This window comes from Desulfocastanea catecholica, from assembly GCF_054657295.1.
This window is the reverse complement of sequence record NZ_BAAHYZ010000004.1, coordinates 26,867-52,218: the sequence shown is the minus strand read 5'-3', so window position 1 is coordinate 52,218 and position 25,352 is coordinate 26,867. Positions and strand designations below refer to the sequence as shown.

Sequence of the window (25,352 nt, the reverse complement as noted above, 5' to 3'; positions counted from 1 at the left end):
GCGACAAAAAGCCCACCGTAAAGGATCCTTTGATGCAATAACGCATCAATTTTTGCTTCTATCGATATAGATTTCCACTCTGTTTACATCGTCGTGTTTGCCAGGCGTTGTCACCTTCTCTGTAGATACCCAAGTAAAATAATGTAACAGCCTGAAACAACTGATATAACTTATTTGCTCTTTGTAAGTTGACGCTTCTTTCTGTTGTCTTGATGCAATTGGGCATCGGCATAATTTTGGGTAAAAACAACATCATGCTAGCTTTTGATGCATTTGTGCATCGACGCATGCTTTAACCTCACCCTTTCGCACCTCTCTTTCCGCTGTTTTATTGTGATTTTATCTATGCTCTGCGGTTTGGTATCATTTTTGCTTGTATCTGTTCCAAGCGTGTCAGTCGTCTGTTAAAAATCAAAAAAAGGGGTACAAAAATGACAAAGCTACAAACCAACGCAGCGCTCCAGGAGCGTCGCAATAATGTTATCGCAAAAGGTTTCGGCAGTTCCACCAGCAAGTACGTAGCCCACGCTAAAGGGGCTGTTATTACAGATGTGGAGGGCAACGAATATATCGATTTTGCAGGTGGTATTGCCGTGATGAATGTAGGTCACTCTCACCCAAAGGTGGTTCAGGCAATTAAGGATCAGGCGGAAAAATTTACCCACACCTGTTTTATGGTTGCCCCCTATGAATCGCCAGTAACGCTTGCAGAAAAATTGTGTGATGCAGTCCCTGGGAATTCCAAAAAATCCGTCATGTTTGTCAATAGCGGCGCCGAGGCTGTCGAAAACGCGGTAAAAATTGCCAGATATTACACCCAGAAAACAGGGATAATTGCTTTTGAGAGTGCTTTTCATGGCCGCACTTTATTGGGCATGTCGCTCACCTCAAAAATCAAGCCTTACAAACATGGCCTCGGTCCGTTTGCTCCTGAAGTTTACCGTATGCCTTATGCTAACTGTTACCGCTGCCCTTTTGGCAAAACGTATCCAAGTTGTGACATTGCCTGTGCAGATCACCTGGAAGAAATCCTTATTAGTCATGTTGGCGCGGAACAGACAGCGGCAATCGTTATTGAGCCAGTTCAAGGTGAAGGTGGTTTTATTGCACCTCCCAAAGAGTATTTCCAGAGGCTGAAAGCAATCTGTGAAAAAAATTCAATTCTGATGATTGCCGACGAAATTCAGACGGGTATGGGCCGGACCGGATACATGTTTGCAATGGAGTATTATGGAGTTGAGGCAGATATCACAACAGTTGCCAAGAGTCTGGGAGCCGGTATGCCTATCAGTGCAGTAATAGGTAAAAAGGAAATAATGGATTCTGTACATCCAGGCGGGATTGGTGGAACCTATAGTGCTAACCCTGTAGCCTGTGAGGCAGCCCTTGCGGTTTTTGACATATTTGAGTCAGAAAATCTCCTTGCTAAGGCGAAAGTCCTGGGAGAAAAACTTCATTCCACTTTGAAGGCATTCCAGGAGAAACATGCTGTCATCGGTGACGTTCGAGGACTAGGTCCCATGATTGCTATGGAACTTGTTTATGACAGGGAGGCAAAGACACCTGCGCCAGACAAGGCCAAGCAGCTTGTCGAGTTCTGTTTGGACAGAAACCTTATCATTTTAGCCTGTGGCACCTATGGCAATGTTATCCGGTTATTAATGCCTTTGGTGACGACAGAGGAACAACTGACCACGGGGATGGAAATTATAGATAATGGGCTGACTGCAATCAGTTAATGTTCCCATTTGTTCCAGTGCCTTAGGGAGTTTTTATCTGCAGACCACCAGGAGCGGGAGTTGTTTCCCAGAGACCAACCAGGTTCGAATGAAACAACTGGCCAGTCAGTTGTTTCATTCGAACCGGTTTTATTTATGACCAGCGAGGTAACAGATGTTTGGATACTACAATCGGATTTTAACGATCAATCTCAGTGCCAAATCGGCAACTATTGAACCAATTACTGACCAGGTGCTCACCGAATGCTTTGGCGGTAAGGGGTTGGCGACTCGGCTGCTCCTGGAACGTAACAAGCCAGGTGTCGATCCGCTGTCTTCGGACAATCATCTTATTTTCGCAACGGGTTCATTTTGTGGAGGACGTCTCTGGGGCGGGAGCCGGTATGGAGTATACACTAAATCCCCCCTCACCGGTTTGTATGCCGAGTCGTATTCCGGGGGGAAAGTTCCTGAAGCCATCGACTCTACCGGCTTTGATGCCATTATTTTAAGCGGTAAGTCCGAGACCCCGACTGTATTGAGTATCACCCCTGATGGCGTCGACTTCCACGATGCAGATGATTTATGGGGTACCGACTCCATTTTTGCCGAAGAGGAAGCTGTTGCACGATTTGCACCGAATAGCGCAGGCTATCAAAAGCCAGGTGCCGTCTCAATAGGGCCTGCCGGCGAAAATTTGGTGAAATTTGCCCTGATCGCCAATGATAAGTGGCGCTGTGCCGGCAGGACCGGAGCGGGTGCGGTAATGGGCTCCAAGCTCGTTAAGGCCATTGTTTTTCAGGGTGATAGAAAACGGCAATATTTTGATCCTGACGGTGTTGCTCAGTATGCCAAGGAATTCGCTGGCAAAAACAGCCAACTCCCAGGCGTAAAGAGCTATAAGGCCATGGGAACCACGATGATGGTGACCTTGATGAATTCTGTTGGCGCCTTTCCAGCAAAATATTGGAGCCAGGGATCCTGTGCTCACTCGGAAAACATAAGCGGGGAGCAATTTCATAAGGAACACGATGTACAACCGCACGCCTGCGCAAAGTGCTTTATGGCCTGTGGCCGTATGGCAACAATTAAAAAAGGACGACACACCGGCCTGAAAATTGAAGGCCCGGAGTATGAAACTATATACGCATTCGGTGGTCTGTGCATGGTTGACGACATGGCAGAAATTGCCCATCTCAATGACCTTTGCGACAGATTAGGAATGGACACTATTACCGCCGGTAATCTTTGTGGTCTGGCAATTGAGGCAAAAGCCAGAGGCAAGATTGATTTTGACATCGACTATGGCAATGCTGAGCAGATTGCTGCACTCGTCAAAATGATTTCGGCACGTGAAGGTATCGGAGAAATTCTGGCAAACGGTATAATCCCTGCCTCGCGGCTCTGGGATGTAGAAGATATTGCCGTCCATGTAAAAGGGCTTGAGCCTGCAGGTTACGATCCTCGTGTCCTGAAAGGCATGGGACTCACATTCGGAACCTCCCCGAGAGGGGCTTGCCACTTGCGCACCACCTTTTACAAACCTGAGCTTTCCGGCCTCATTGCACCGGATCAAATCCAAGACAAAGCAGAAATGCTCATAGATTATGAAGACCGCCTGAATATTTTTGACACCTTGGTGCTCTGCCGTTTCTACCGAGACCTGTATCCCTGGGAGGAACTGGAAACAATTCTATACCGTGTGACAGGACAGCCAAGCGCTAAAGAAGACCTGATGAAAGTAGCACGAAACATTGTCAACATGACCCGGTTATTCAACCTGCAGGAAGGACTGCAAGTCCAGGATGACCGTTTGCCCAAACGTATTACTCGAGAAGCCCTGCCTTCGGGAAAATCAATTTCTGAAGACGAAATGGAATATATGCTGCAAGATTATTACCGATTGCGAGGCTGGAGCGACGCTGGAATTCCAGCCAAAGAGTAACAGAACTTTCTGCGGGTCGTTGTGAAAACCATTTATGTTTGAAATACATGCCCTGTCAAGGATATGCAGGGAGAGAGAGTTCCGCTTTGATGTGTACGCTCATGCTGAACCTATCACTCCATTGTTCCTGAAGAGAGTATTTGAAAAATAATGATTTGGTCTGTACTCCAAAGGAGGGTACTATGAACAAACCTGTAAGCATTACGGAATCTGTCACCCAGGGCGCCGATATCATCAATAAAGCCCAGAGTGTCGGCCTGGATCCCCGGATTCTTTATGAAGCTGTTATTGATCTGTCCTCAAAGGGGCTTCTCACCGCCAACTGCATAAATATGGCGGCGGGAATTCTCCTCAATGATCTCGGTCTTCCGCTGTATTTTTTCCAGCACATTCAGAAAGACTCATTGATCAACCTCCTGCAGTCCATTGCCACAAGTATCAAGCTGGTCGACGGCAAAGTAGTTCTTGTTGGCCGTGTGGCACATGTAGATTTTGACCTTACCCAGGAAAACAATACGCTTCGGGAGCGAGTCAGGATAGCCACCGAAAAAACCCGTGACACCATGGAATCGGTGCTTGAGGAGCTTATTACCGGACATCGGCGGGAATATTATTACAGCCCCGAAAGTCAGTATTACACGTATCTCATCCGTCCCGAAACAGTGACCGATTTTACCAAGACGCAGTTTGCCGGGTCGAAATTTCTCTTTAGCCTTGCTGGAGATTTTGAAGAAATGCCGGAGCCGACCAGGGTGAGATATGAAAAATTTCTGGTAAAGCATGAAAAAGCGGTATCTCCGCTCATTGAGGTATTCAACCTGCCGGAGACCGGAGAGACACGGTTGATGTTCAACAGTGACTTTGAGACACCTCAGCTTCCTCTATTGAGAAAAGTGCTCGCCGATCACGATCTCACTCTGTTGCGTGCCTACTGGGAACCTTATCTGGTTAAATCTTCGGTACCTTCTTCTGTGTGTGCCCTCTATATACAGGGAGAACTGTCCCGAGCCAAAGAAGCTTCATTGCTTGCCGATCTTCGATCAGTTTTGGCCTTTGCCATCAACGGTGCAAAGGATTTGTATTTACAAGGAGACATTACCTTCCAGGAAATGCTCTTTGCCGGCAACGCCATCGACTTCACTCACATGTTCATCTTCAAAGAAAGCGAAAATGCGACTGATAAAGAGATACTTGAGAACCTGTCGAACAAAGACCACCGGGAAGCCTTTGCCAAACGACTGCAGAATTCGAATAAGTCGACATATGGGACTTCTCTGATTGAATGCACGGTGAAAAAAAATATAGATCTGATCAAGTTTCTCTATAAAATATTTGCCGAGAAATATGACCCGAAATCCTCGGTCCAGATCAACAGTGAACAGCTTGAAAAAAAATGGCAGGAATTCGATAAAATAATTACCTCAAGGTTTATAGATTTCAGTCTAGGTTACGACATCTTTAAATTCATGTTTAAACTGGTCACCAGTACTCTGAAGACCAATTTTTACAAAGATGAAAAGCGCTCTTTTTCTTTCCGTTTCGATAATGCTATTCTCGATCCATTGGTGTTCAGTCAATTCGTGCACGGTATTTTTTATGTCAACGGACATTACGGCTGTGGTACGCATATGCGGGCTGACGACATATCCAGAGGAGGTTTGCGGCTTCTTCGCGTTTCTCCTGCCAATCATGAGACCGAGCTGGATAATGCGGTGCTGTTGAATTATGCCCTTGGACCTAAGGCTCAGCGGTTGAAGCATAAGGACATCTGTGAGAGCGGGTCAAAAGGTGTTGTTGTCCCCCATCCGCAGTATTCCAGTTACTCGATGGAGTCACTCTATGATTATACCGAAGGCATCATGGATCTCATGCTGCTTGACGACTCTATTGTCGATTATTACGGCAAACCCGAACTGATTTTCTTCGGGCCGGATGAGGGGACTGCACCGCTGATGGATGCTGTGGCCCTGCGTGCCAAGGAACGTGGATATCCTCACTGGCGAACACTTACCACCGGGAAAAGTTTTGGTATACCGCATGATACTTTTGGTCTTCTTGACACCGGCGATCTCTTTGGTCTGTATAGCCATGAGGACAAAGGGGTTGAGCTGCAGATTGATGGCACCTCAGTTATCCTCACCAATGATATGGACGAAATCTACAATAGAATCGGCGGACGAATTGAATCCAGCGGTATGACAACCACCTGTATCATGAGCTCGTTCCGTTCGCTTATCTCACATTATAATGCCAAGGAAGAGGATCTGAACCTGATGATTACCGGTGGACCTGACGGTGATCTCGGTGCCAATGAAATACAGTGCTACAAGGGCAATATCTGTCTGGTAATCGACGGCGGATCAATCCTTTTTGACCCCCTTGGTCTCGACAAAAAGGAGCTGATGAAGATTGCATTCCAGAGAAACTCATCGCCAAGGGCGAATTCGTCAATTTTCCCTGTGGAAAAATTGACTGCCCAGGGGTTTAAGGTGCCGATTTCGGCAAAGAACATTACTCTTCCGGATGGCACAATTATTGACGATGGAGCGTTGTTTCACCGCACCTTTCTAGCCAACGTCAAAAACAGAAAATATATCAGCCAGGCGAACATTAAAGCGTTCATCCCTTGCGGGGGCTTTAAAGATACCGTTAACCAACGAAATGTAAAGCAATTTGTAGATAATTTTCAAGAGCTTAGGTTTATTGTTGAAGGCGCGAACGTCTTTTTTGATGATGTCGCAAGACGTTATATCGCCACATCGACCGACATTAAGCAGGTGAAGGATTCCACCGCTAATAAAGGCGGTGTTTTCAGTAGTTCCATCGCCGAAGTTCTCACCGGTTTTCTGTTCCAGGAAAAATATGAGGAAGAACTGCTGAATGACACAAAAACACGATGGGCGTTGATTAAAGATATTCTCCATCTTGTTGAACGATATTCCCGATTGGAAACAAATCTTCTCCTGCAGATCCACGACACCGATCCTGCTGTTCCTCTGTTTGACCTTTCAGAGAGAACCAGTGAGCAGATTTTCGCCTTGCAAAACATCCTGGTGGGTCGGCTTGATAAGATACTGGCCGATGAAGAGCTGGTCTGGCTGGTGATGACGCACTATGTCCCGTCGGTGCTCATTAACAAACTCGGACGAGAGACTATAATGGCGATTTTTAGCACCCCTGAGTTGCAGGCATACCGTAATGCTATTGTCACCAAGAAACTTGCCTCAATGGCCTTCTACCGATTTGGCAACACCTGGGAGAGTTTCCTGAAGGAATTAAACAAGGATTTTCTTGCGCCGCTCTACAAGGCATTGCAATAGTAATAAGGAAAACCACAGTGGGTATCTCAGCCGTCAGGCTGAGATACCTGAAATGGCTATAATACGAGTCTAGGCGATCCATCATAAAGATCGAGGCCTTCGCCGTTGCCAACGACCAGAACCCCAGGTCGATTACTCCTGTTCCTTTGATGCTTCTGTCGCGTACTATCAAAGGGGAGGAGCTCTGCAATGAAAATCTCTCTGCCGATTGCGTTGAGGGATGTTCAATCTTGTCATAGGACAACCCAAAAACAATAGTCACCAAGCCGTGCTGTATGTCCCTGTTGCTCTTTGCCGGCGCTCTGCTACTCAGCTTACCCAGTTTGGGTGGCGATTTTGCAGGGCTTTGTCGAACAAAGGAATCATGAATGATGTCGATATCTTTGGCTGCATCTATTGCGCTTAAAGATATTCCGCATCGATTGACAAGTGTCTGGGGGGGAAGTATTAGTGGCACCTGGTCGGCAGTATTGAACCCATACCCATTGGATAAGCGGTCCGTAGAATCGACGTGACGACAACCAGAGGAAAAAATATGAACGACAACAGTCAAAAGGAACGAAAATTCGTTACCGCCCTCGCGAGAGGCCTTGATGTGCTCAGATGCTTCGGCGCCGGAGACCCTTTTTTGGGCAATAACCAGATCGCAGAGCGGACCGGCCTGGCTAAGTCCACCGTATCAAGGCTCACCTATACTCTTTGCGATAAAGGGTATCTGGAGTTTTTGGCTGAGCACAACAAATACCGGCTCAGTACGGCGGTGATCAGCCTGAGTTATGCGAGTCTGGCCCAAATGGATGTCCGCAAGATCGCTCGGCCGCTGATGCAGGCACTGGCCGAGCACACCCAGGCATCAGTTAACTTCGGCGTGCGTGACCGCCTGAGCATGGTGTATATTGACACCTATCGCAATTCCTCTACCTATGCAGTGCAACTCGATGTCGGCTCCCAGATCAGTATTGCCACCACCTCCATGGGAAGGGCCTATCTGGCTGCTCTCCCAGAAGAACAGCGGCAGGAGCTGATGAAGGAAATTCGTTTAAGCGATGAGGAAAATTGGCCGGTTATCAAAGAGGGGATGGACAGAGCTCTAATTGAATTTAAGGAAAAGGGGTATTGCCTTTCCATCGGCGATTGGCGGCCGGAGTCCAATGCCATCGCCGTCCCTCTCGTACCCGAGGAGGGATCGGAAATCATTGTCTTCAGCTGCAGCGGCGCCTCTTTTCAGCTGCGGGCCCAGGAGCTTGAGGATGATATCGGACCCCGTCTGCTCAATCTGGTCGCAAATGTCAAAACGGCAATGAGACACAGGTAAAGGTCAATGTCGGCAAAACCTCCCTCAATGAAAATGTAATCTGCTTTCACACCAAGGGGCAAAGTCCTCCTGACCATAATTCCATGATTCTCGGTCGACTTGGTGATGGCCCCCAGGCGTCATTTATAACCACAAGTTCTTGTATCCACCTTCTGCTTGATGCCTTGCGCTTTCTTTGCCGTATCCGCCGAAGAGCAAAGGATAAAATCCACTCATCTGCCGTATCCTATAAACAGCAATTACAGACATGTTAATAAAGATAGAAAGAGAAATGTGTTTTAATTCTGCACTGCGGAATTATAATGCTGTAAAAAGAAACATATAAAAAATATAAACCGCATTGCAGAAATGTATTGCGTTATTGGTATGGAAAAGCTAGTGTTGTTGCAAATGATGTTTGAATATGGCCAGGAATCTTGCTAGGGCTCCTGGAAACGCGATTTTACGTATCATCTCTCTCCTTAGGAAAGGTAATGACAATCAGATCTGAAAAATTGATGGATCTTTCCTCGGCTATCGCAGCTTTTGTTACCGATGGCTGTCATCTGTCCATCGGTGGTTTCACTGTGAACAGAAACCCTATGGGTGCCGTTTATGAGATCATTCGCCAGGGCAGGAAAAAAATGCACCTCTATGCCCACTCTAACGGCCAGGGTGTTGACGAGCTTGTTGGGGCCGGATGTGTTGAAAAAGTTGAGATTGCCTACGCGGGAAACGGCCGATTTGCACCTACCTGTATAAGATTTAAACGTGCGGTGCAGGAGGGGACTATTCTGGTCGAAGATTATTCTAACTATCAAATGACCTTAAGATTCCAGGCTGGGGCCATGGGGGTGCCATTTCTGCCCACCCGTTCATCCCTGGGAACCGATATTATCAGTAAATGGGGATTCTCTAAGGAACTTAGACGGAAAGATTCCCGAATTCCCGATGATAAACTCATCGTGAGTGATAATCCATTTAAGGGGTGGACTGATAGCGAAACCCTGGTCTTTGTGCCTGCCATTAATCCTGATGTCACTATTATCCATGTACAACAGGCAGACGAGCATGGCACAGCAAGGATACAGGGTCTGACCATGGCAGACGTGGAACAGGCCAAAGCAGCAAAATATCTGATCGTTACCTGCGAGGAACTTGTCTCTTCCCATGAAATGAAACTAAAGCCTGACACCAATCAGATTCCCCATTTTTGTGTCGATGCCGTGGTGCATCTGCCATGGGGCGCTTATCCCACTGCCTGTTACAACTTCTACGATTATGACCCGTTTTTTCTCAATGACTATAAAAAAATCGCCTCCGATGAAAGCCTGTATCAAAGATATCTTGACGATTATATCCACGGGACAAAAAACCACCAGGAGCGCCTTGATGTCGCAGGAAGCCTCCGCCTGAAAACCATCAAGGCAGATCCGAGGACCGGTTATGCCGTTAACCTTGACAGAAAATAAACAATGCCAAAACCATTTCAAACAACCAAGGAGAGCGCCGGCAATGGCTGATTATACCTTAAGAGAACTCATGACCATTGCCGCAGCCAGAGAGATCCCGGACGGTGCTATCACTTTTTGCGGCACAGGTATTTCCATGGTCGCTGCCATGGCCGCAAAACATATCAATGCTCCAAACAGCACTCTCTTTTTTGAAACAGGAGCCATCGACTCTCTCCTTGAAGAGCTTCCTATGGCCGTGGCCGACCCGAGGGTCATGTATTATACAGCGGTGAACGGCAATCTTGCCGATGCTTTTGCATACATGCAGAATAAAAAAACCGGGAGAATGGTGGTCGGAATCATGGGTGCTGCTCAAATCGATTGCTACGGTAATCTCAATTCAACGGTTATTGGCGATTATCATCAACCAAACGTCAGGTTTTCCGGCAGCGGTGGAGCCTGTGACGTCGCATCTTTTGTGGATGAGAGCATTATTTTCATGCAGCACGAAAAAAGAAAATTTGTCGACAAGGTTGACTACCTGACAAGCCCTGGTTGGCTGGACGGCCCCGGTGGACGTGAACGCGCAGGGCTGCCAGGAAAAGGACCGTCAAAAGTGATTACCGATATGGCCATCATGGGTTTTGATAAAACCACAAGAAAAATGGTTTTGGAGAGCTATTATCCTGGTATTACTCCAGAGAAAATTCTAGAAAACATGTCCTTTCCTGTGGATATTTCACAGGCAAAGGAGTTGATACCGCCTTCAAAGGAAGAACTGCGTATTCTCCGTGAAAAATGTGACCCCCAGAGGTTGATCATCGGTAGGTAAAAAATAGACACGAGGGGTATCCGCTAAAACAAGGTGTTGGTTCAATGTGAGTCTTAAAAATCAAATGGAACTGTTATGAGTAGAGGAAGTTTCAAGAGAGAATAGAGTGTATGCTATGTGAAGCCAGCTGGTCAAGATACGTTCAGCCAAAATTGGGTTTTGAAGGCACTGTATGTACGTCATCTGGTCAGAAAAGAAGAGGGTGGATTTGTGTTTCTTTTACACCTTTGTAAAAAGCAAATACATGAAACTACCTTAAAAACACATTTTTAGAGGGAGAAAACGATGTCAAAAAACAAGAAAAGGTTGTCGTTCAGTTTTGTAATAGCCGTAGCTATCTCAATGATGATGACCTCTGCTTATGCCGAAAAGACCTACAAATTCACGATGCAGAACATGTTTTCTCTGAATCATCCAGCAACTTTAGCCATGACGCAATTGGCGGCAGATGTGAAGGAAAAGAGCGGTGGCCGGATAACCATTCAGGTTCTGCCGTCAGGGGCCCTTGTCAAAGGGCCGTCTATTTTTGAATCCGTGGGAATGGGCTCTATCGATATGGGGACCACCTGTTCCACGTATCATGCTGGTATCTTGCCGGTTGCAGCTACAGCTTTCGCATTGCCTGGAGATCCCAGGGGGGTAGATGATATCATGGATTTCATCTATCAGGATGAGACCCTGACCTTCCTCAGGGATAGCTATGCCACAAAAAATGTTTTTTATGGGGCGCCACTGGTTATGGACGGCTATACCATCGTTTCTAAAAAACCCATTCAAACCTGGGATGATTTGAAAAAAATGAAGGTCAGGGCTTCGGGTACCATCGCAAAAACCTTGCAGAAGATGGATATTCCTACTGTTTTCATTCCTTTCTCTGAGATCTATGTGGCCCTCTCCCGGGGAACTATTGATGCTGAAATCAGCGGAAATCATCTCGAAAGCTATCTGGGCAAAACCTATGAGGTGGCAAAATTTCAGACGACTCCATATATATCTGGAGCCCAGAACTGTGAAGTCATTGCCAATCAGGACAGAGTGAACGAGCTTCCTGCGGACCTGCGAGTGATATTTGAACAAGCGCTTAAGGATTCTGCGGTGAATATGGTGAAAGCATTTAATGCGGAAAACGCAGATGTAATGAGCAAAATGACCGATGCGGGTACGCAATTCATACAGCTTCCCGACGATGTTCTCCAACACTGGATTAAGACCGCCGTCAAAATGTGGGATGAAGAACTGACCACAGACAAACTTTCTGCTGACTATATTGCCCTTGTGAAAAAGGATCTGAAAAGTCGTGGGTACGTTCAGTAAATAAGCCATATTATCCCTTTGGGTATCACACTGTATGATATCCAAAGGGAACAAATATTAGGATTTGAAATGCAAGCTATTGAAAAAATAATATTTTTCATAGAAAAATTGAACAAAATAGTCGGCAAGGCAGCCAGTAACTTGATTTTTGTTTTCATGTTTCTGATGGTTTATGAAGTCATTGCACGGTATTTTCTTCAAAGCCCGACCATCTGGGTTCATGAATTGTGTGGGTATCTTTTTGCAGCCTATGTTGCTCTGACCGGTGGCTGGGTCCTTCTTACAAAAGGGCATGTTGCCGTTGATATTATCTATCAGTACTTTCCCAAAAAAGTGAAGTTCACGGCGGATATCATAGTCTCTATCGTCGCCCTTTTTATGTTTGTTATTCTCTTCTGGCAGGGATATAAATTTGCCTGGCATGCCTTTGTGACAAATCAGCATTCCCACACCCTCTTTGCTCCGATTTTATGGCCTGTGAAAGCGCTGCTGCCGCTTGGTGCTGTGTTTTTTATCCTGCAGATATTTGCCGATTTTGGCAAAATCATTTTGGAATTTAAAAAAGGGAGCGTGCAATGAATCCCGCTTTAATCGTATTGCTCATGTTTACGGCCGTCATTGTCCTTTTCGTGCTGCGGACACCGGTTGCCTTTACCCTGGGAAGTGTGGGTATTTTGACCCTCTATCTGATAAATGGGCCCAGATTTTTACAAATGCTGCCGCCATCGATCATTGAAAACATGACCAGTATCATTCTTCTGGCCATCCCGTTATTTATTTTCATTGGCTGTCTATTAGAAAAATCAGGTATTGCCGATGAAATTTTTGAAATGATCTACAAGTGGCTTGGCCCCTTGCCCGGCGGGCTTGCCATCGGCACCGTGTTGATCTGTGTAATATTCGCCGCCATGGTAGGTATCGTCGGTGCTGCAACGGTCACAATGGGCCTGATCGCCCTGCCGGCAATGCTGAAAAGAAATTATAAAACCTCCCTGGCTATTGGTTGCATTTCCGGAGGCGGTGCCCTGGGTTTTTTAATTCCGCCCAGTGTGACCATGATTGTGTATGCATCCTTATCCAACCTCTCCATCGGGAAAATGTTTTTAGCCGGTATTATCCCGGGATTATTATTGGCTTCTCTCTTTATTGTCTATATCCTTATAAGAAGTCTGATAAACCCTGCCCTTGCACCGCCAATCCCCGTTGAAGAAAGGGCGTCCTGGGGAGAAAAATTTGCTTCGGTGAAAAATCTGGTCATGCCGTTCGTCCTGATATTTTCCATCATGGGCACTATCTTTTCAGGGCTGGCAACTCCTACCGAGGCAGCTGCCGTCGGAGCGGTTGTTGCAATGGCAATTGTTTTTTTGAGGAAGAAATCCCTCAAGAAAAGCATGGAGGTAGTCTCGAGTGCAGCTGAAAGCGCTGCTTTTTTGACCAGTATGGTCATGTGGATTATTATCGGAACACTTGCCTTTTCCGCTGTGGTCAATACACTCGGACTCCCCCTCCTTTTGAAAGATCTCATCGATTCCATCGGATTGAACCGCTGGTCCGTTCTGATTGCCATGATGTTGAGTTTCTTTTTGCTGGGAATGGTGATGGATGATCTTCCCATCATTATGATTACGGTCCCCATTTACGTTCCGTTAATAACTCTCCTCGGCTTTGATCCCCTCTGGTTTGGTATCCTTTTTATTGTCAATATGCAAATGGCGTATCTGACACCACCCTTTGGATTCGTCCTGTTTTATATGAAAGGAGTGGTGCCCCCGGGAGTTACAATGGGCGATATTTATAAATCCGTCTGGCCCTTTATTGGAATCCAGGCCTTGTGTCTGATCCTTGTTATGGTATTTCCTGCAATAGTCTTGTGGCTTCCTTCATTTGTTGGTATGTAAGCCGCAAATTTTTTGTGATCTCCGGAAGGAGGTGTATACTGTTTTTTTAAGTAGTTATTTTGAATAGGAATAAAATATCATGCTAAAACCAATCAGGTCGATTCTCTTTGCTACAGATTTGTCATCAAGTTGCCAGCAGGCCCTTGACTATACAATAGCTATGGCAGTTCGTTTTCATGCTAAAATCTATATGCTCTATGTTATGGAAAAATTACCTGAGCATGTGGATGAAAGGGTAAAAAATCTGGTTGGTACGCATCAATGGGAGGAAATGATTAATTCCCATAAAATGTCTGCGCATAAATCCCTCCTTGGTAAAACTTCCACAAACGCAATGGTCAGGAAGGCCATACATGATTTCTGCAAACAGGAAGGTATCGCTGATGATTCCTGTGATATCCAATCTCGTGAAATTATAGTCAGCCAGGGTGAAATTGTTGAAGATATATTACATAATGCCAAGATACATAAATGTGATTTGATTGTACTTGGTGGCCACGAGAACCTGTTTTCCAAAACATCCGTAGGGCGTACGACAAAAGGTGTTTTGAAAAGGGCCAAAATTCCGGTAACGGTTGTGCCCTCAGTCACTTCATAATTGTCCTGGGGCTGTACTGCGCACTAGGAGGCTGTCCGAGAATGCCCTTTTTCCCCAGCTCCGCGTTGTTTCAGAAACATAATGCTCGCAGGTAAGCGAAGACTCCGATATTCAATATATGGCTGTGCTTATTTTTCTGAAATGCCTTGATCTGAGATAAAATACCTCTTCTCGGACCGGCTCCTGACAAAAACGATGCACGGCTAAATGCCCAACGACTAAATACCTAAATATGCTTCTTTCACATGCGGGTCGTCGATCAGGTCGACGGCTTTGCCCTCCATGACCACCCGGCCATGTTCCAGCACGTAGCCGCGATCACTTAAACTAAGCGAATGTTTCACATCCTGCTCGACCATGAGCACGGTTGTGCCCTGATCGGCGATCTTGCGCACCGTCTCGAAAATGTCCTTGATGAGAATCGGTGCCAGACCGAGGGACGGTTCATCGAGCATGAGCAGATGCGGCTGGGCCATGAGGCCTCGGCCGATGGCCACCATCTGCTGTTCGCCGCCGGAGAGGGTCATGGCAATCTGGTTTTCCCTTTCTTGCAGGCGAGGCAGCAGTTCGTAGACTTTTTTCAGGGTGAGCAGGGTATCCTTTTTGGCGCGCCTGTTATAGGCGCCGACAATCAGGTTATCCTTGACACTCATCAGCGGAAACAGACGGCGTCCTTCCGGAACGTGGATAATGCCACTGGTGACTATGTCCTCGGGGGTATGGTTGTGGATCGGCTGCCCAGCAAAGCTGATGTTCCCGGCCGATGTCGACATCAGCCCGGAAAGTGTTCGCAGGAGGGTCGATTTTCCTGCACCATTGCCGCCGATAATACTGACGACTTCCCCTTTTTCGACCTTGAGTGACAGATCGAAGATGACCTGGACATCGCCATAGGAAACGTCGATGTTGTTCACTTCAAGCAGCGGCATAATCTTCTCCCAGGTAGGCTTTAATAACATTTTCGTTGTTGGCGATTTCTTTCGGTGTCCCCTCGGCGATTTTTTTGCCGAACTGGATGACGACTATTCGATCGGACAGGGCCATGATGGCCCGCATGATGTGTTCGATGACAAAAATAGTCGTGCCCTGGTCGCGAATGGCTTTCAAAACCTGAACCATGTCGTCCACCTCGGCGGGGCGCAGACCGGCCATAACCTCGTCGAGCAGCAGGAGTTTCGGTTCCGTGGCCAGGGCTCGGGCAATCTCCAGTCTTTTCCGGTCGGCGATAGTCAGGTTGCCGGACAGGACATCTTTCTTGTCGGCGAAACTGAGCGATTCGAGAACCTTGAGGGCTTTTTCCTCGGCCACCGAACGGCTGTTGGTCGTCACAAAACTTGCGACCATAACGTTGTATAATACGCTTTTGGAAGCAAATGGCTTGACGATCTGGAAGGTGCGGGCCAATCCCTTCTTGCACAGATCCCACGGCTTCTGACCGTTTATCCTTTCATTGTTGAAGGTAATGACGCCGGCTGTCGGGGCGAAGGCCCCGGCAATACAATTGAAGGCAGTCGATTTCCCCGCGCCGTTTGGTCCGATCAGTCCAAAAATCTGGCCCTTTTCTATGCTCAGATCCAGAGAATCAACCGCCCTTAGGCCGCCAAACTGTTTTGTCATACCGCTTACTTCAAGAAGAATCATGTCTTATCTCCCAGTCGTTTTTAGAACCTTACAGCTTGTTTTCTTGTTTTTTGCAGGAATACAATCTGTTTGAAGGTTCTTATACCCTTTTGTGGGGTGTTTGGGTTATACGCTGCACCAGATTGGTGTATAACCGGGTGAGCGGCTCCTGCAGGCCTCGAGGCTGGTAATGCATCACCAGGATCAGGACCAGACCGAAGATGACCAGGTGCATACCCGGCAGGGTATCGCCGAAATAGATACGTGAGAAATCGCCGACCGGCCTGAGCAAGAGTGCACCAAGAATCGGTCCGGCGATCGAACCGCGTCCGCCGATCAGGGCAATAAAGGCGATTTCAAACGACAGGTCGAGGGAGATGATACTCTTCGGGTGGATATAGAGGGTGAACTGGGCATAAAAGGTACCGGCCAGGGCGGTCAGAAAGGAACTCATGGCCATGGCGATCAGTTTTGCCCGGGCCACGTTGACCCCGAGCGCCATGGCCGCCTCCGGTTCCTCCCCGCCGGCATTGAGATAGTAACCGAGTTTTGATCGGGAGATAACGTAGGTGAGAATGAGCACGGCAATGAGCATGACAAGAATGATGTAATAGTAGGGTTCCTTGGTCGTGAACAGGAAATTTTCCAGCCCGGTATCCAGCGGCGGGATCTGCAGGCCGCGGGGACCGTTGATCTTGAACGGACCGAGGTAGTCGACATTTTCGACGATCACCCGGAACCCTTCGGCAAAGGCAATGGTGGCCAGGGCGAAGTAAGCCCCCCGCATCTTAAAGGTCGGCAGACCGATCAACACCCCGGCCAAGGTTGCCAGCACCCCGCCGACCAGCATGCCGATCCAGGGACTGATGCCGTATTGCAGAAAAAGGATGGTCGAGGAGTAGGCGCCGATGCCGACAAAGGCGGCATGGCCCAGCGGCAGCACCCCGGCAAAGCCGCCGACAAGGTTCCAGCTGGTTGTCAGATAGGCATAAAAGAACAGCAGCACCAGAATATGCAGATAGGTGGCACTCCGGATAACCAGCGGCAGGCCAAAGGCGATAAGCAGGATAGCTATCAGGGCTATTTTATTGATTTGTTTCGGATTCATTGGAGAGTTATCCTTGTTTTATCGGTTACCAGTCATGTTTCTGGCCAAATAACCCTGAAGGCTTGACGAACAGCACGACAAGAAACAGTCCGTAGACAATAGCTTCGGTCCAGGTGGCTGTCATAAATTGCGGCCCGACGGATTCGATCAGGCCGATAATAATGCCGCCGACCAGGGCTCCGCCAATGGAGCCGAGCCCGCCGAGGACGACGATGATAAAGCCCTTGATGTCGAACAGGACGCCTACCGTCGGAAAGACATTGTAAAACGGCACCAGGGTGACCGCGGCAATGCCTGCCGTTGCCGCCCCGATACCGAAGGCCACATTATAAATCTTGTACTGGTTGATGCCCATGAGACTGGCCGCTTCCCGGTCCATGCTGGTCGCCCGGATCGCCCGGCCCATATCGGTTTTCTGAAAGAACCAGTAGATGCCAAGTGCGGTGATCAGAGCGGTAATACAGCCATACAGCTTGGGCACGGAGATAAATATCTCGCCGATTTCCAGCATTTGACCGCTCAGTGGATTGTCAGACAGGGAACGATACTGCGGCCCGAAAATCAGCAGGGTCATATTGTCGAGAATATACCAGATCCCCGTCGTGACAATGATGACGGTGAGGGGTTCGCGAACATTCTTTTCAGCAATAAAGATTGGCTTGATAACAATATTCTGCAGGTAATAGCCGAAGAGAAACATCGCCGGGGCAACGAGGACAATTGCCAGATAGGGGTGGATGCCGGAAAGGGTCACCGTCCAGTAGGCCAGATACATTCCCACCATTAACATCGAGCCATGGGCAAAGTTGACCACTTTCAGCACGCCGAAGATGATTGTCAGCCCCATGGCCGTCAGGCCATAGATAGATCCCATCAGGATGCCGTTGATGGAGTCCTCAATGATATAGAGCATGATTGTCTCCCTGGAAAACAAAAAAAGCAAGCATCCGGAGCAGAGGAGCAGCCTCTGCTCCGGTAGGAACGGAACTAAAACATAATGCAGCGGTTATTTGTTCGGCATTGGGAAGACCGGGGTGTACCCGGCCCGGCGCGCTGATTTCGGCCAGATGGTGATCCGCTCCAGACCATTGCCGACATCATTGACCTGGACCATGACCAGGGAGGCATTTTCATTCTGGCCGGTCTGGTCGAATTTGACTGCATCGTAGCCGACAATCATGCCGGGACCGGAAGAGAGATCGGTGGCGGCCAGTGCTTCTCTGATCTTTTCCGGCTCAAGGGATGCGGCACGCTCCAGGGCGTCTTTCAGCACATACATGGCGACATAGGCGTCAACCGCTTCCCCGGTCAGATTCTGACCGTATTTGGCCTTATATTTGTCATTGGTCTCTTTTGCCCCGGGCTTGTTGACGTCGGTTTCCCACTCAACGATATCGAAGAGATACTGCGCATTCTTGCCGGTGGTCTGCAGAAAAGAAGGGTCGGCATGGCCGCCGCCGCTGGCGATGATTGCCTTCAAATTGACTTTATAATCGGCGAGGGTATTGGTCAGCAGAATGGCATCGGCGGCATTGGAAACGAGCATCAGCACATCGGCTTTTGAGCGGCGAATTTTCTGGACCACCGGGCTCAGATCGGTTGCTGTTGATGGATATGGTTCGTCCAGCACGACCTTATAGCCGCCTTTTTCGGCCAGGTCTTTCCACTGTCCGGCAAAGCCTTTACCCCAGTCACCATTCTCGTAGACAAAGGCAATACGCTCCACCTTCGTGCCGAATTCTGCTTCCATATCTTTTAAGAAAGAGAACTGATCGCGGGTCCACCAGCTATCCTTGGCGGCGATTCTGAAGACGGTTTTAAAGCCCTGTTCGGTAATTTTATCAGAGACGGAGACCGGTACGACAAAGGGAATGCCGTAACGCTCGGCAACCGCCGTGGTCGGATAGGTTACGGCGCTGTTCCAGCAGCCGGTGAGCACATGCACCTTCTCGGTGTTGATAAGACGCTCGGCCTCGGCAACGCCCTTTTCCGGTTTGGACTCCGAATCGGCAAAGACCAGCTCGAACTTCGCGCCCCCAAGCGACTGGATACCGCCGGCGGCGTTGATCTCTTCCACGGCCATTTCACGTGCTGCCTTGCCCTGTTGGCCGAGGGTTGCTGACGGGCCGGAAAGGGGAATGATATTGCCGATCTTGACGTTTTCGGCATGACCGGTGGCATACGAGCCGGCAAGTACAGACATTGCCAGGGCTGGGATAGCAAGTGTGCGTAAGATGTTCATAGGTTCCTCTCGGTTTGATTTTCCGCCTTATAAGCGTGGATACAGGCGTGGATACAGGCGTGGAGACATTCACCAGGCACTGTTGATGAACTGGAGTTTGCCGCACCGAAACATTCCTCGGCACAGATCCTTCTAGTCGGACATCAACGCAAGTAGTGTGCCATGGATTCTTATAAACCGGAGGGGTCGTTTTTCAGGAACTGCAGGAGGGAAATCGGCGGTCTGGTCGCGCGCGGAGGCAGGGCGTGTCAACCCGTGGCGTCAACCATGGTTGACGTTGTCAACTATGGTTGACACGTTTTTTGAACAAGGCAACGGCAATAACGCATGAAAATAATGGGTATCAAAAACCATCGTCAACGGAGGTTGCCGTTTTCTTTTTTAATCTCTTGTTCAGGGCCTGCCGGGAAACCCCCAGCAGGCGCGAGGCCTGACTTTGGTTGTTTTCCGAGACATTCAAGGCCATTTCAACCGCATAGTCGACCAGTTCGTCCAGGGTCGGGAAGTGGCCGAACAGGGATTCAAGGGGGGTGGTTTTTTCCAGGGCACCGGTGGTTATGGGGGTTGCACCGGCGAGTCGCTCGGCGATCAGATGCTCCTGGATGTGGCCATGGCTACAGCGGGCCACGGCATCGGAGATATACGCTTTCAGCTCGCGGATATTTCCCCAGAAGGGGTGGCGCAGCAGCAGGTTCATGGCCTGCGGGCTGATTGTCGGGATGTCTTTATGCATCGTCGCCGCGCCATCGGCTATCAGATGCTCGACGAGGAGAGGGATGTCTTCTCGTCGGTCGCGCAGCGGCGGTACCTTGAGCAGGTGGGTACTGAGTCGGTAGTACAGGTCCATCCTGAACTCGCCATCCTGGCCGGCGAGCCTGGTGAGATCCTTATTGGCGGCGGTAATGATGCGTGCATGGCATTGTTTCGGCTGATCCGAGCCCAGGGGATAGTAGATCTTCTCCTGGAGCAGGCGCAAAAGTTTTACCTGGGAGACTTCACTGAGATCACCGATCTCGTCGAGAAAAATGGTGCCGTCGGCGGCCTTTTCGATCATTCCGGCGCGCACCGTATCGGCGCCGGTATAGGCCCCTCTGGCATGGCCGAACAGGGTGTCGGAGAACAGGGTGTCGTCGAGGCCGGAGATGTCGACCGCGACGAATTCGCCCGGCAGGCCGCTTACCTCGTGGATGGCCTTGGCGATAAGTTCCTTGCCCGATCCCGTCTCTCCGAGGATCAGCGTCGGCAGGCCGCTGGTGGCGATAGACTCGATGTACTGGAACAGGCCGAACATCAGCGGGCTTTTGGTGACGATGCGGTCAAAGGCCTTGTTGCTGTACTCCCTGCTGCTGAACGAGATCCCCTTCAGCGACATCACTTCATTGCGCAGCAGGCCAATCTCCAGGGCATTCCGCAGGGCCGAGCTGAACATTTTTAAATCGATCGGTTTAACGAGATAATCCTGCGCGCCAAGCTTCAGGCACTCGACGGCTGTTTCGATCTCCGAGTCGGCGGTGACGATGATGACCGGGATCTGCGGCCTGTGTATTTTCAGCTGCCGCAAAACCTCCTGTCCGCTCATATGCGGCATATTCAGGTCGAGGAACAGCACGGGCGAATGCATGCTTTCCAGCGTGGTCAGGACATGGCGGCTGTCACTGAGGGTCCGGACATTCTTCATGCCCAGGGAGGTGAGCAACAGGCTGTACGCTTCCAATTCGGCCGGTTCATCATCGACCAGCAGTATCTGGCAGTTTTTCATTTTTGCGGTAATCATGTCTTGTTTTCCATTATCATTTTTTTCAGTTTGATGGTAAATCTGGCGCCCGCCTCGGTATTTTCCGCCAGCAGTTCGCCGTTCATCTCTTTTTCCACGATCATTTTGGCCATATACAGCCCCATGCCGGTGCCGGACGAGGCACCCTTGGTGGTGAAGTACGGATTGAATATCTGCAGCAGCAGATGCTCGGGAATGCCGCCGCCGCTGTCACTGATGTGCAGTAAAACCGTCTGTTCGTCGCTGCCGACGGTAATGGCAATTTTCTTGGCTGTCGGCTGCCCGTCGGCATCGGCTGCTTCGGCGGCATGCTGGCAGATCGCATCCTTGGCATTGGCGATAATATTCACCAGGACGTGGACAAATTCGCCCCGATAGCCAAAGACAAACAGGGAACTCGACCCGCTCTTATTGTTGACGGTCAGCGAGATGCCGCCATGTTTCATCTGCGCCTCCATGAGCTTCACCGCACTGATCACCACCTCCAGCACATCGACCGGTCCTTTTGTCTTGGACGGCTTGAAAAAATTCCTGAAGTCGTCAATCGTTTTCGACATGAAATGAATCTGGCCATTGGCGCCGGACACCAGTTTTTCGACAAAGGATTTATTGAGCATATCATTGTATTGTGCCGCCTGCAGGCTGGAAATATAGGTCGAAAGGGTATTTAAGGGCTGGCGCCATTGGTGGGCGATGATTGCCAGCATTTCTCCGACCGCGGCCATCTTCTGCGCCTGCATCAGCTGCCCCTCGGCATCGACCCGTTTGGAGATATCCCTGATGCTTGACAGGGTCAGTTCCTCTTCGTTGAGTTGGAAGATCTTCAGGCTGATCGAGGCGGGAAACTCCACCCCGTCAGCTCTGATGAACGCCCATCTGAATATCTGCTGTTCCCCTTCATGCGAGGCGTGCAGAATGTCCTGCAGCTTCTCTTTGCTCGGCACGCCATCGGGCTGGTACAGGGGGGACAGGTCGAGCATGCTCTTGCCGAGCATTACCTCTTTGGCAAAACCGAAGACCTCCATGGTCTTCTGGTTGCATTCGGCAATGCGGCTGTCTTTGCTGATGAGAATCGCGTCATTGGCTACATTAAACAGGGTCTGATAATAGGTCTCGACTTCCTTTCTTTTGATAATGTTCCATTCGAGGTCCTTGTTTATACCGGTCAGCTCTTGCTGGTGCTGCTGGATGGCCGAACTGTATCTCTTGCTGAAAAGAAACAGCACCAGGGCGCTGCCGCTGACCACCACCAGGGCAATGAGTGCCAGGATCCCTAAAACCCTGAGGGCTATTTCCGTGGCAAAGATCATCGTTGTCTTGCGGGTCAGGGAATAGGCCTCAGCGCGGGGGGCGGTGACGCACATGAACCAGTCGGAATTGGCAATGAGACTAAAGGACAGCACATGATTCTGCCGGTCTTGGCCATGGTAGGTGACCGTGCCGATATCGCCGCTGATAAAGCGGTCCAGTTTGTCCGCCAGGTCCAGTTCAATATTCTGTATTTTTTCGTGCATGACATACTCCTCGCTGGGATGGACGAGGATGGTGCCGTTTCTCTCGACGATGAATCCGTACCCGGACTCGCCGATCTTCAGGTTCAAAACATTCTGCACCAGGCTGTCGAGGACCGTGTCCGCACCCATGACGCCGACGATTTGGCCGTCGACGACCAGAGGTTTCACCAGGGCAATGACCATCTTGTTGGTCACTAAATCAATATACGGTGTGGTAAAACTCATACTGCCAACCGCAACGGCCCGCCGGTACCATGGACGGTTGCGGGGATCATAGCCATCGGGAGGCAGCCAGTCCGCACCGTCGAGCAGCACGCCGTCTTTTCTGCCGATATACACATCGGTGAAATGACCGGCTTTCATAGCCATTTTCAGTGGTTTCATCGTCTCTTCGTTCTGCCCGAGGGAACCGAGGACAACCGAGTCGGCGGTGGCGGTGAGAATTTTCATCTGCTGTTCGAGCCACATCTCCACCGTATCCGCCGCCTTGATCGCCAGATCTTCCTGCTGTGCGGCGATGGTTTTTTCAACTATATGCTGGGTGATTCTATAGTTGATGCCGGCAACGACGAAAATCACCGCTGTCAGGATGGCCAGGGTGATAATGTGTTTTTTTGATCTTAGAATCATAACATGCCGAAATGTCGAGCTGAGGGTTTCGAGAAATAACAGTTTTTATCTGCGGACTCGTTGATTGCTTTGCAATACTTGGTCCAAAAAGGGGACAAGCTGCTAACAAGCGGGAATCAATACGACAAGGAAGGAAAGAGACGGCTGTCGGTGTGCGGCAGAAACAGCGCCGCCATGTAGTAGTTCATGAAGTTGAGGTTATCGGACAGCTCAAGATTGGTCATGATTCTGCGTACCGCTGTTCGTTCTCTGAACCGGATGTGATCGGTCAGGCTGATCTGGCAGCCGAGCATGGATGCGTTGCCGAGGTAATAGAAGCGCTCCCTGTCGATGTCCGGAAGCAGGCCGATGGCGATGGCCCTTTCGAGGTCGATATGCGCCCCGAAATTGCCGGCGAGAATAATCCGCTCTACATCGGCAAACCCGATGCCGACCGATTCCAGCAGGGTCTGGTAGCCGGCGAACATGGCCCCTTTCGCCCGGATCAGGTTATCCAGGTCGATCTCGGTGATGACGATGTCCTCTCCGATCATCGTGTCGTGTGCCCAGGCGATAACGTATTCCCAGCCATCGGCGCCTTTTCTGATCCTATGGTGTTGCTTATGGTCGGTAAACTTGCCCCGTCGGTCGATGATTCCCGCCTCGAGCAGCTCGGGAACAATGGCGATCACTCCGGAACCGCAGATCCCTCTGGGGTTGGTGTTGCCGATAGTGACAATCATCGGATTCAGCGTGTCCGAATGGATATGGATGTTTTCGATTGCCCCGCTGCTCGCCCGCATGCCGTATTTGATACCGCCCCCTTCAAAGGCGGGTCCGGCCGAACAGGCGGCGCAGACCATCCAGTCGCGATTACCGACGACGATCTCTCCATTGGTGCCGATATCGATAAAAAGGCTGATCTTCTCACTCCTGTGCATACCGCAGGCGTGAACCCCGGCAACAATATCGCCGCCGACAAAGGAGGCGATACACGGGTAGAGAAACAGCCGGACGGAAGGATGGGCCATGATCCCCAGCGCGGCAGCCTTGGTCAGCGGGAACTGGCTGACGCCGGGGACGTAGGGCGCTTCCCGGATGAATTTCGGATTAATGCCGAGCAGCAGATGGGCCATCACCGTGTTGCCGGCCGCCATGATATAGTTGATATCACTGGGGCTGATGATGACTGTGCGGCACACTTCCTCGATGATGTTGTTGATTGTATGTACGGCCTTTTCCTGCAGGGCACGCAAACCGCCGGTGCGTTGCGAGTAGATGATCCGTGAAATGACATCCTCGCCATAACCGATCTGCGAGTTGTATGCGGATGCCTCGGCAATGACCCGACCGCTGTTCAGGTCAATGAGCACGCCGCTGATCGTTGTCGTACCGAGGTCGAGGGCCAGGCCATACAGCTGGTCGGTGGTGTCGCCCGGCTCAACGGCAATAATCCGCTCCGGCTCATTGGCCCGCTTCCCCTGCAACAGGATGACGGTCACCTGCCAGTCGCTTTCCCGAAGGGTCATCGACAGGTCGTGGATAAGCTCCGGATGGTCATAATCCGGCTCCTGCATCCCCGGCGCGGTCCGGCTGATGCCTCTGATCAGACGCTGCATATCGGGAATGTTGTCATCGAGCGTCGGCGGCGGAAGTGTAAGGTACAGTTTACGAACCGGAGGGGATATTTGCCAGATACCGACAAGGTTTTCCTGCGATTTGGTGGAAATTGCCCTGGTGGTTTTCGGTTTTGCTTTGAGTGCCGTTCCGTCTGACCGGACGATCTCCGGAACACGGATGGTCACATCGGAAAAAACCGTTGAAATACAGGCCAGTCGAGTGCCCTTGCTGATCTGATCCTGGCTGAGGCTGCTGGTATTCTGCGCGTGCAGTTCGCCTTGGATAAGTTCGACCTTGCACTTCCGGCACACGCCGTCTCCCCCGCACGATGCAGGAATATAGACCCCGGCTAAGGCGGCAGCGGTCAGGAGGTTTTCACCGGAAGAAACACGAACGGTAATGTTGTCCGGCAGGAAAGAGACGGTATGTTCCATAGTTTTTTTGGGTGTTGGTTCATTGATTTCTTTTATCTTAACAATGAAGATGATCGAG

19 protein-coding genes are annotated in these 25,352 nt (G+C 49.8%); 11 read left to right on the top strand and 8 right to left on the bottom strand.

Annotated elements, in window-relative coordinates; translation table 11 throughout:
- The first annotated feature begins 431 nt into the window (after positions 1-431).
- From gabT to ACYQ8U_RS04915, 10 genes are all read left to right on the top strand, one after another.
- Positions 432-1,739 (top strand): 4-aminobutyrate--2-oxoglutarate transaminase, encoded by a 1,308-nt coding sequence (gabT, locus tag ACYQ8U_RS04960; protein ID WP_459944412.1) that lies wholly within the window; start codon positions 432-434, stop codon positions 1,737-1,739.
- Positions 1,740-1,893: 154 nt separating this feature from the next.
- Positions 1,894-3,663: an aldehyde ferredoxin oxidoreductase family protein gene (locus tag ACYQ8U_RS04955; protein WP_459944411.1), complete on the top strand. Its 1,770-nt coding sequence runs from the start codon at positions 1,894-1,896 to the stop codon at positions 3,661-3,663.
- A gap of 182 nt (positions 3,664-3,845) precedes the next feature.
- A complete protein-coding gene (locus ACYQ8U_RS04950) occupies positions 3,846-6,983 on the top strand; it encodes an NAD-glutamate dehydrogenase domain-containing protein (protein WP_459944410.1) in 3,138 nt (1,045 codons plus the stop codon).
- Between the two features lie 535 nt (positions 6,984-7,518).
- On the top strand, positions 7,519-8,298 hold the full coding sequence (locus ACYQ8U_RS04945) for an IclR family transcriptional regulator (protein WP_459944409.1): 780 nt from the start codon (positions 7,519-7,521) through the stop codon (positions 8,296-8,298).
- Between the two features lie 473 nt (positions 8,299-8,771).
- Positions 8,772-9,749, top strand: coding sequence for a CoA transferase subunit A (locus tag ACYQ8U_RS04940; RefSeq protein ID WP_459944408.1), 978 nt, complete (start codon positions 8,772-8,774; stop codon positions 9,747-9,749).
- A 43-nt stretch (positions 9,750-9,792) separates the two neighbouring features.
- Positions 9,793-10,563, top strand: coding sequence for a CoA-transferase subunit beta (locus ACYQ8U_RS04935; RefSeq protein ID WP_459944407.1), 771 nt, complete (start codon positions 9,793-9,795; stop codon positions 10,561-10,563).
- A gap of 285 nt (positions 10,564-10,848) precedes the next feature.
- A complete protein-coding gene (locus tag ACYQ8U_RS04930; RefSeq protein ID WP_459944406.1) occupies positions 10,849-11,877 on the top strand; it encodes a TRAP transporter substrate-binding protein in 1,029 nt (342 codons plus the stop codon).
- Positions 11,878-11,946: 69 nt separating this feature from the next.
- Positions 11,947-12,456: a TRAP transporter small permease subunit gene (locus ACYQ8U_RS04925; protein ID WP_459944405.1), complete on the top strand. Its 510-nt coding sequence runs from the start codon at positions 11,947-11,949 to the stop codon at positions 12,454-12,456.
- Positions 12,453-13,775, top strand: coding sequence for a TRAP transporter large permease (locus ACYQ8U_RS04920; RefSeq protein ID WP_459944404.1), 1,323 nt, complete (start codon positions 12,453-12,455; stop codon positions 13,773-13,775). Before ACYQ8U_RS04925 ends, ACYQ8U_RS04920 begins: the two co-directional genes overlap by 4 nt.
- 79 nt (positions 13,776-13,854) lie before the next feature.
- Positions 13,855-14,373, top strand: a complete 519-nt coding sequence (locus tag ACYQ8U_RS04915; protein WP_459944403.1) for a universal stress protein — start codon at positions 13,855-13,857, stop codon at positions 14,371-14,373.
- Between the two features lie 218 nt (positions 14,374-14,591).
- On the opposite strand, the gene ACYQ8U_RS04910 is transcribed toward ACYQ8U_RS04915, so the two are convergent.
- The 5 genes from ACYQ8U_RS04910 to ACYQ8U_RS04890 form a co-directional block, all read right to left on the bottom strand.
- A complete protein-coding gene (locus ACYQ8U_RS04910) occupies positions 14,592-15,302 on the bottom strand; it encodes an ABC transporter ATP-binding protein (protein WP_459944402.1) in 711 nt (236 codons plus the stop codon).
- A complete protein-coding gene (locus tag ACYQ8U_RS04905) occupies positions 15,289-16,014 on the bottom strand; it encodes an ABC transporter ATP-binding protein (RefSeq protein ID WP_459944401.1) in 726 nt (241 codons plus the stop codon). Before ACYQ8U_RS04905 ends, ACYQ8U_RS04910 begins: the two co-directional genes overlap by 14 nt.
- 79 nt (positions 16,015-16,093) lie before the next feature.
- Positions 16,094-17,101, bottom strand: a complete 1,008-nt coding sequence (locus tag ACYQ8U_RS04900) for a branched-chain amino acid ABC transporter permease (RefSeq protein ID WP_459944400.1) — start codon at positions 17,099-17,101, stop codon at positions 16,094-16,096.
- 25 nt (positions 17,102-17,126) lie between these two features.
- Entirely contained in the window at positions 17,127-18,014 is an 888-nt protein-coding gene (locus ACYQ8U_RS04895) for a branched-chain amino acid ABC transporter permease (RefSeq protein ID WP_459944399.1), read from the bottom strand.
- 93 nt (positions 18,015-18,107) lie between these two features.
- On the bottom strand, positions 18,108-19,304 hold the full coding sequence (locus ACYQ8U_RS04890; protein ID WP_459944592.1) for an ABC transporter substrate-binding protein: 1,197 nt from the start codon (positions 19,302-19,304) through the stop codon (positions 18,108-18,110).
- 201 nt (positions 19,305-19,505) lie between these two features.
- Here ACYQ8U_RS04890 and ACYQ8U_RS04885 point away from each other — a divergent pair, with 201 nt between their 5' ends.
- The gene (locus ACYQ8U_RS04885; RefSeq protein ID WP_459944398.1) at positions 19,506-19,637 is read left to right on the top strand and encodes a hypothetical protein; all 132 of its coding nucleotides are present in this window, start codon (positions 19,506-19,508) and stop codon (positions 19,635-19,637) included.
- Between the two features lie 49 nt (positions 19,638-19,686).
- On the opposite strand, the gene ACYQ8U_RS04880 is transcribed toward ACYQ8U_RS04885, so the two are convergent.
- From ACYQ8U_RS04880 to ACYQ8U_RS04870, 3 genes are all read right to left on the bottom strand, one after another.
- Positions 19,687-21,117, bottom strand: a complete 1,431-nt coding sequence (locus tag ACYQ8U_RS04880) for a sigma-54-dependent transcriptional regulator (RefSeq protein ID WP_459944397.1) — start codon at positions 21,115-21,117, stop codon at positions 19,687-19,689.
- Positions 21,114-23,261 (bottom strand): cache domain-containing protein, encoded by a 2,148-nt coding sequence (locus ACYQ8U_RS04875; RefSeq protein WP_459944396.1) that lies wholly within the window; start codon positions 23,259-23,261, stop codon positions 21,114-21,116. Before ACYQ8U_RS04875 ends, ACYQ8U_RS04880 begins: the two co-directional genes overlap by 4 nt.
- A gap of 116 nt (positions 23,262-23,377) precedes the next feature.
- Entirely contained in the window at positions 23,378-25,294 is a 1,917-nt protein-coding gene (locus ACYQ8U_RS04870) for an ASKHA domain-containing protein (protein WP_459944395.1), read from the bottom strand.
- Positions 25,295-25,352: the final 58 nt, after the last annotated feature.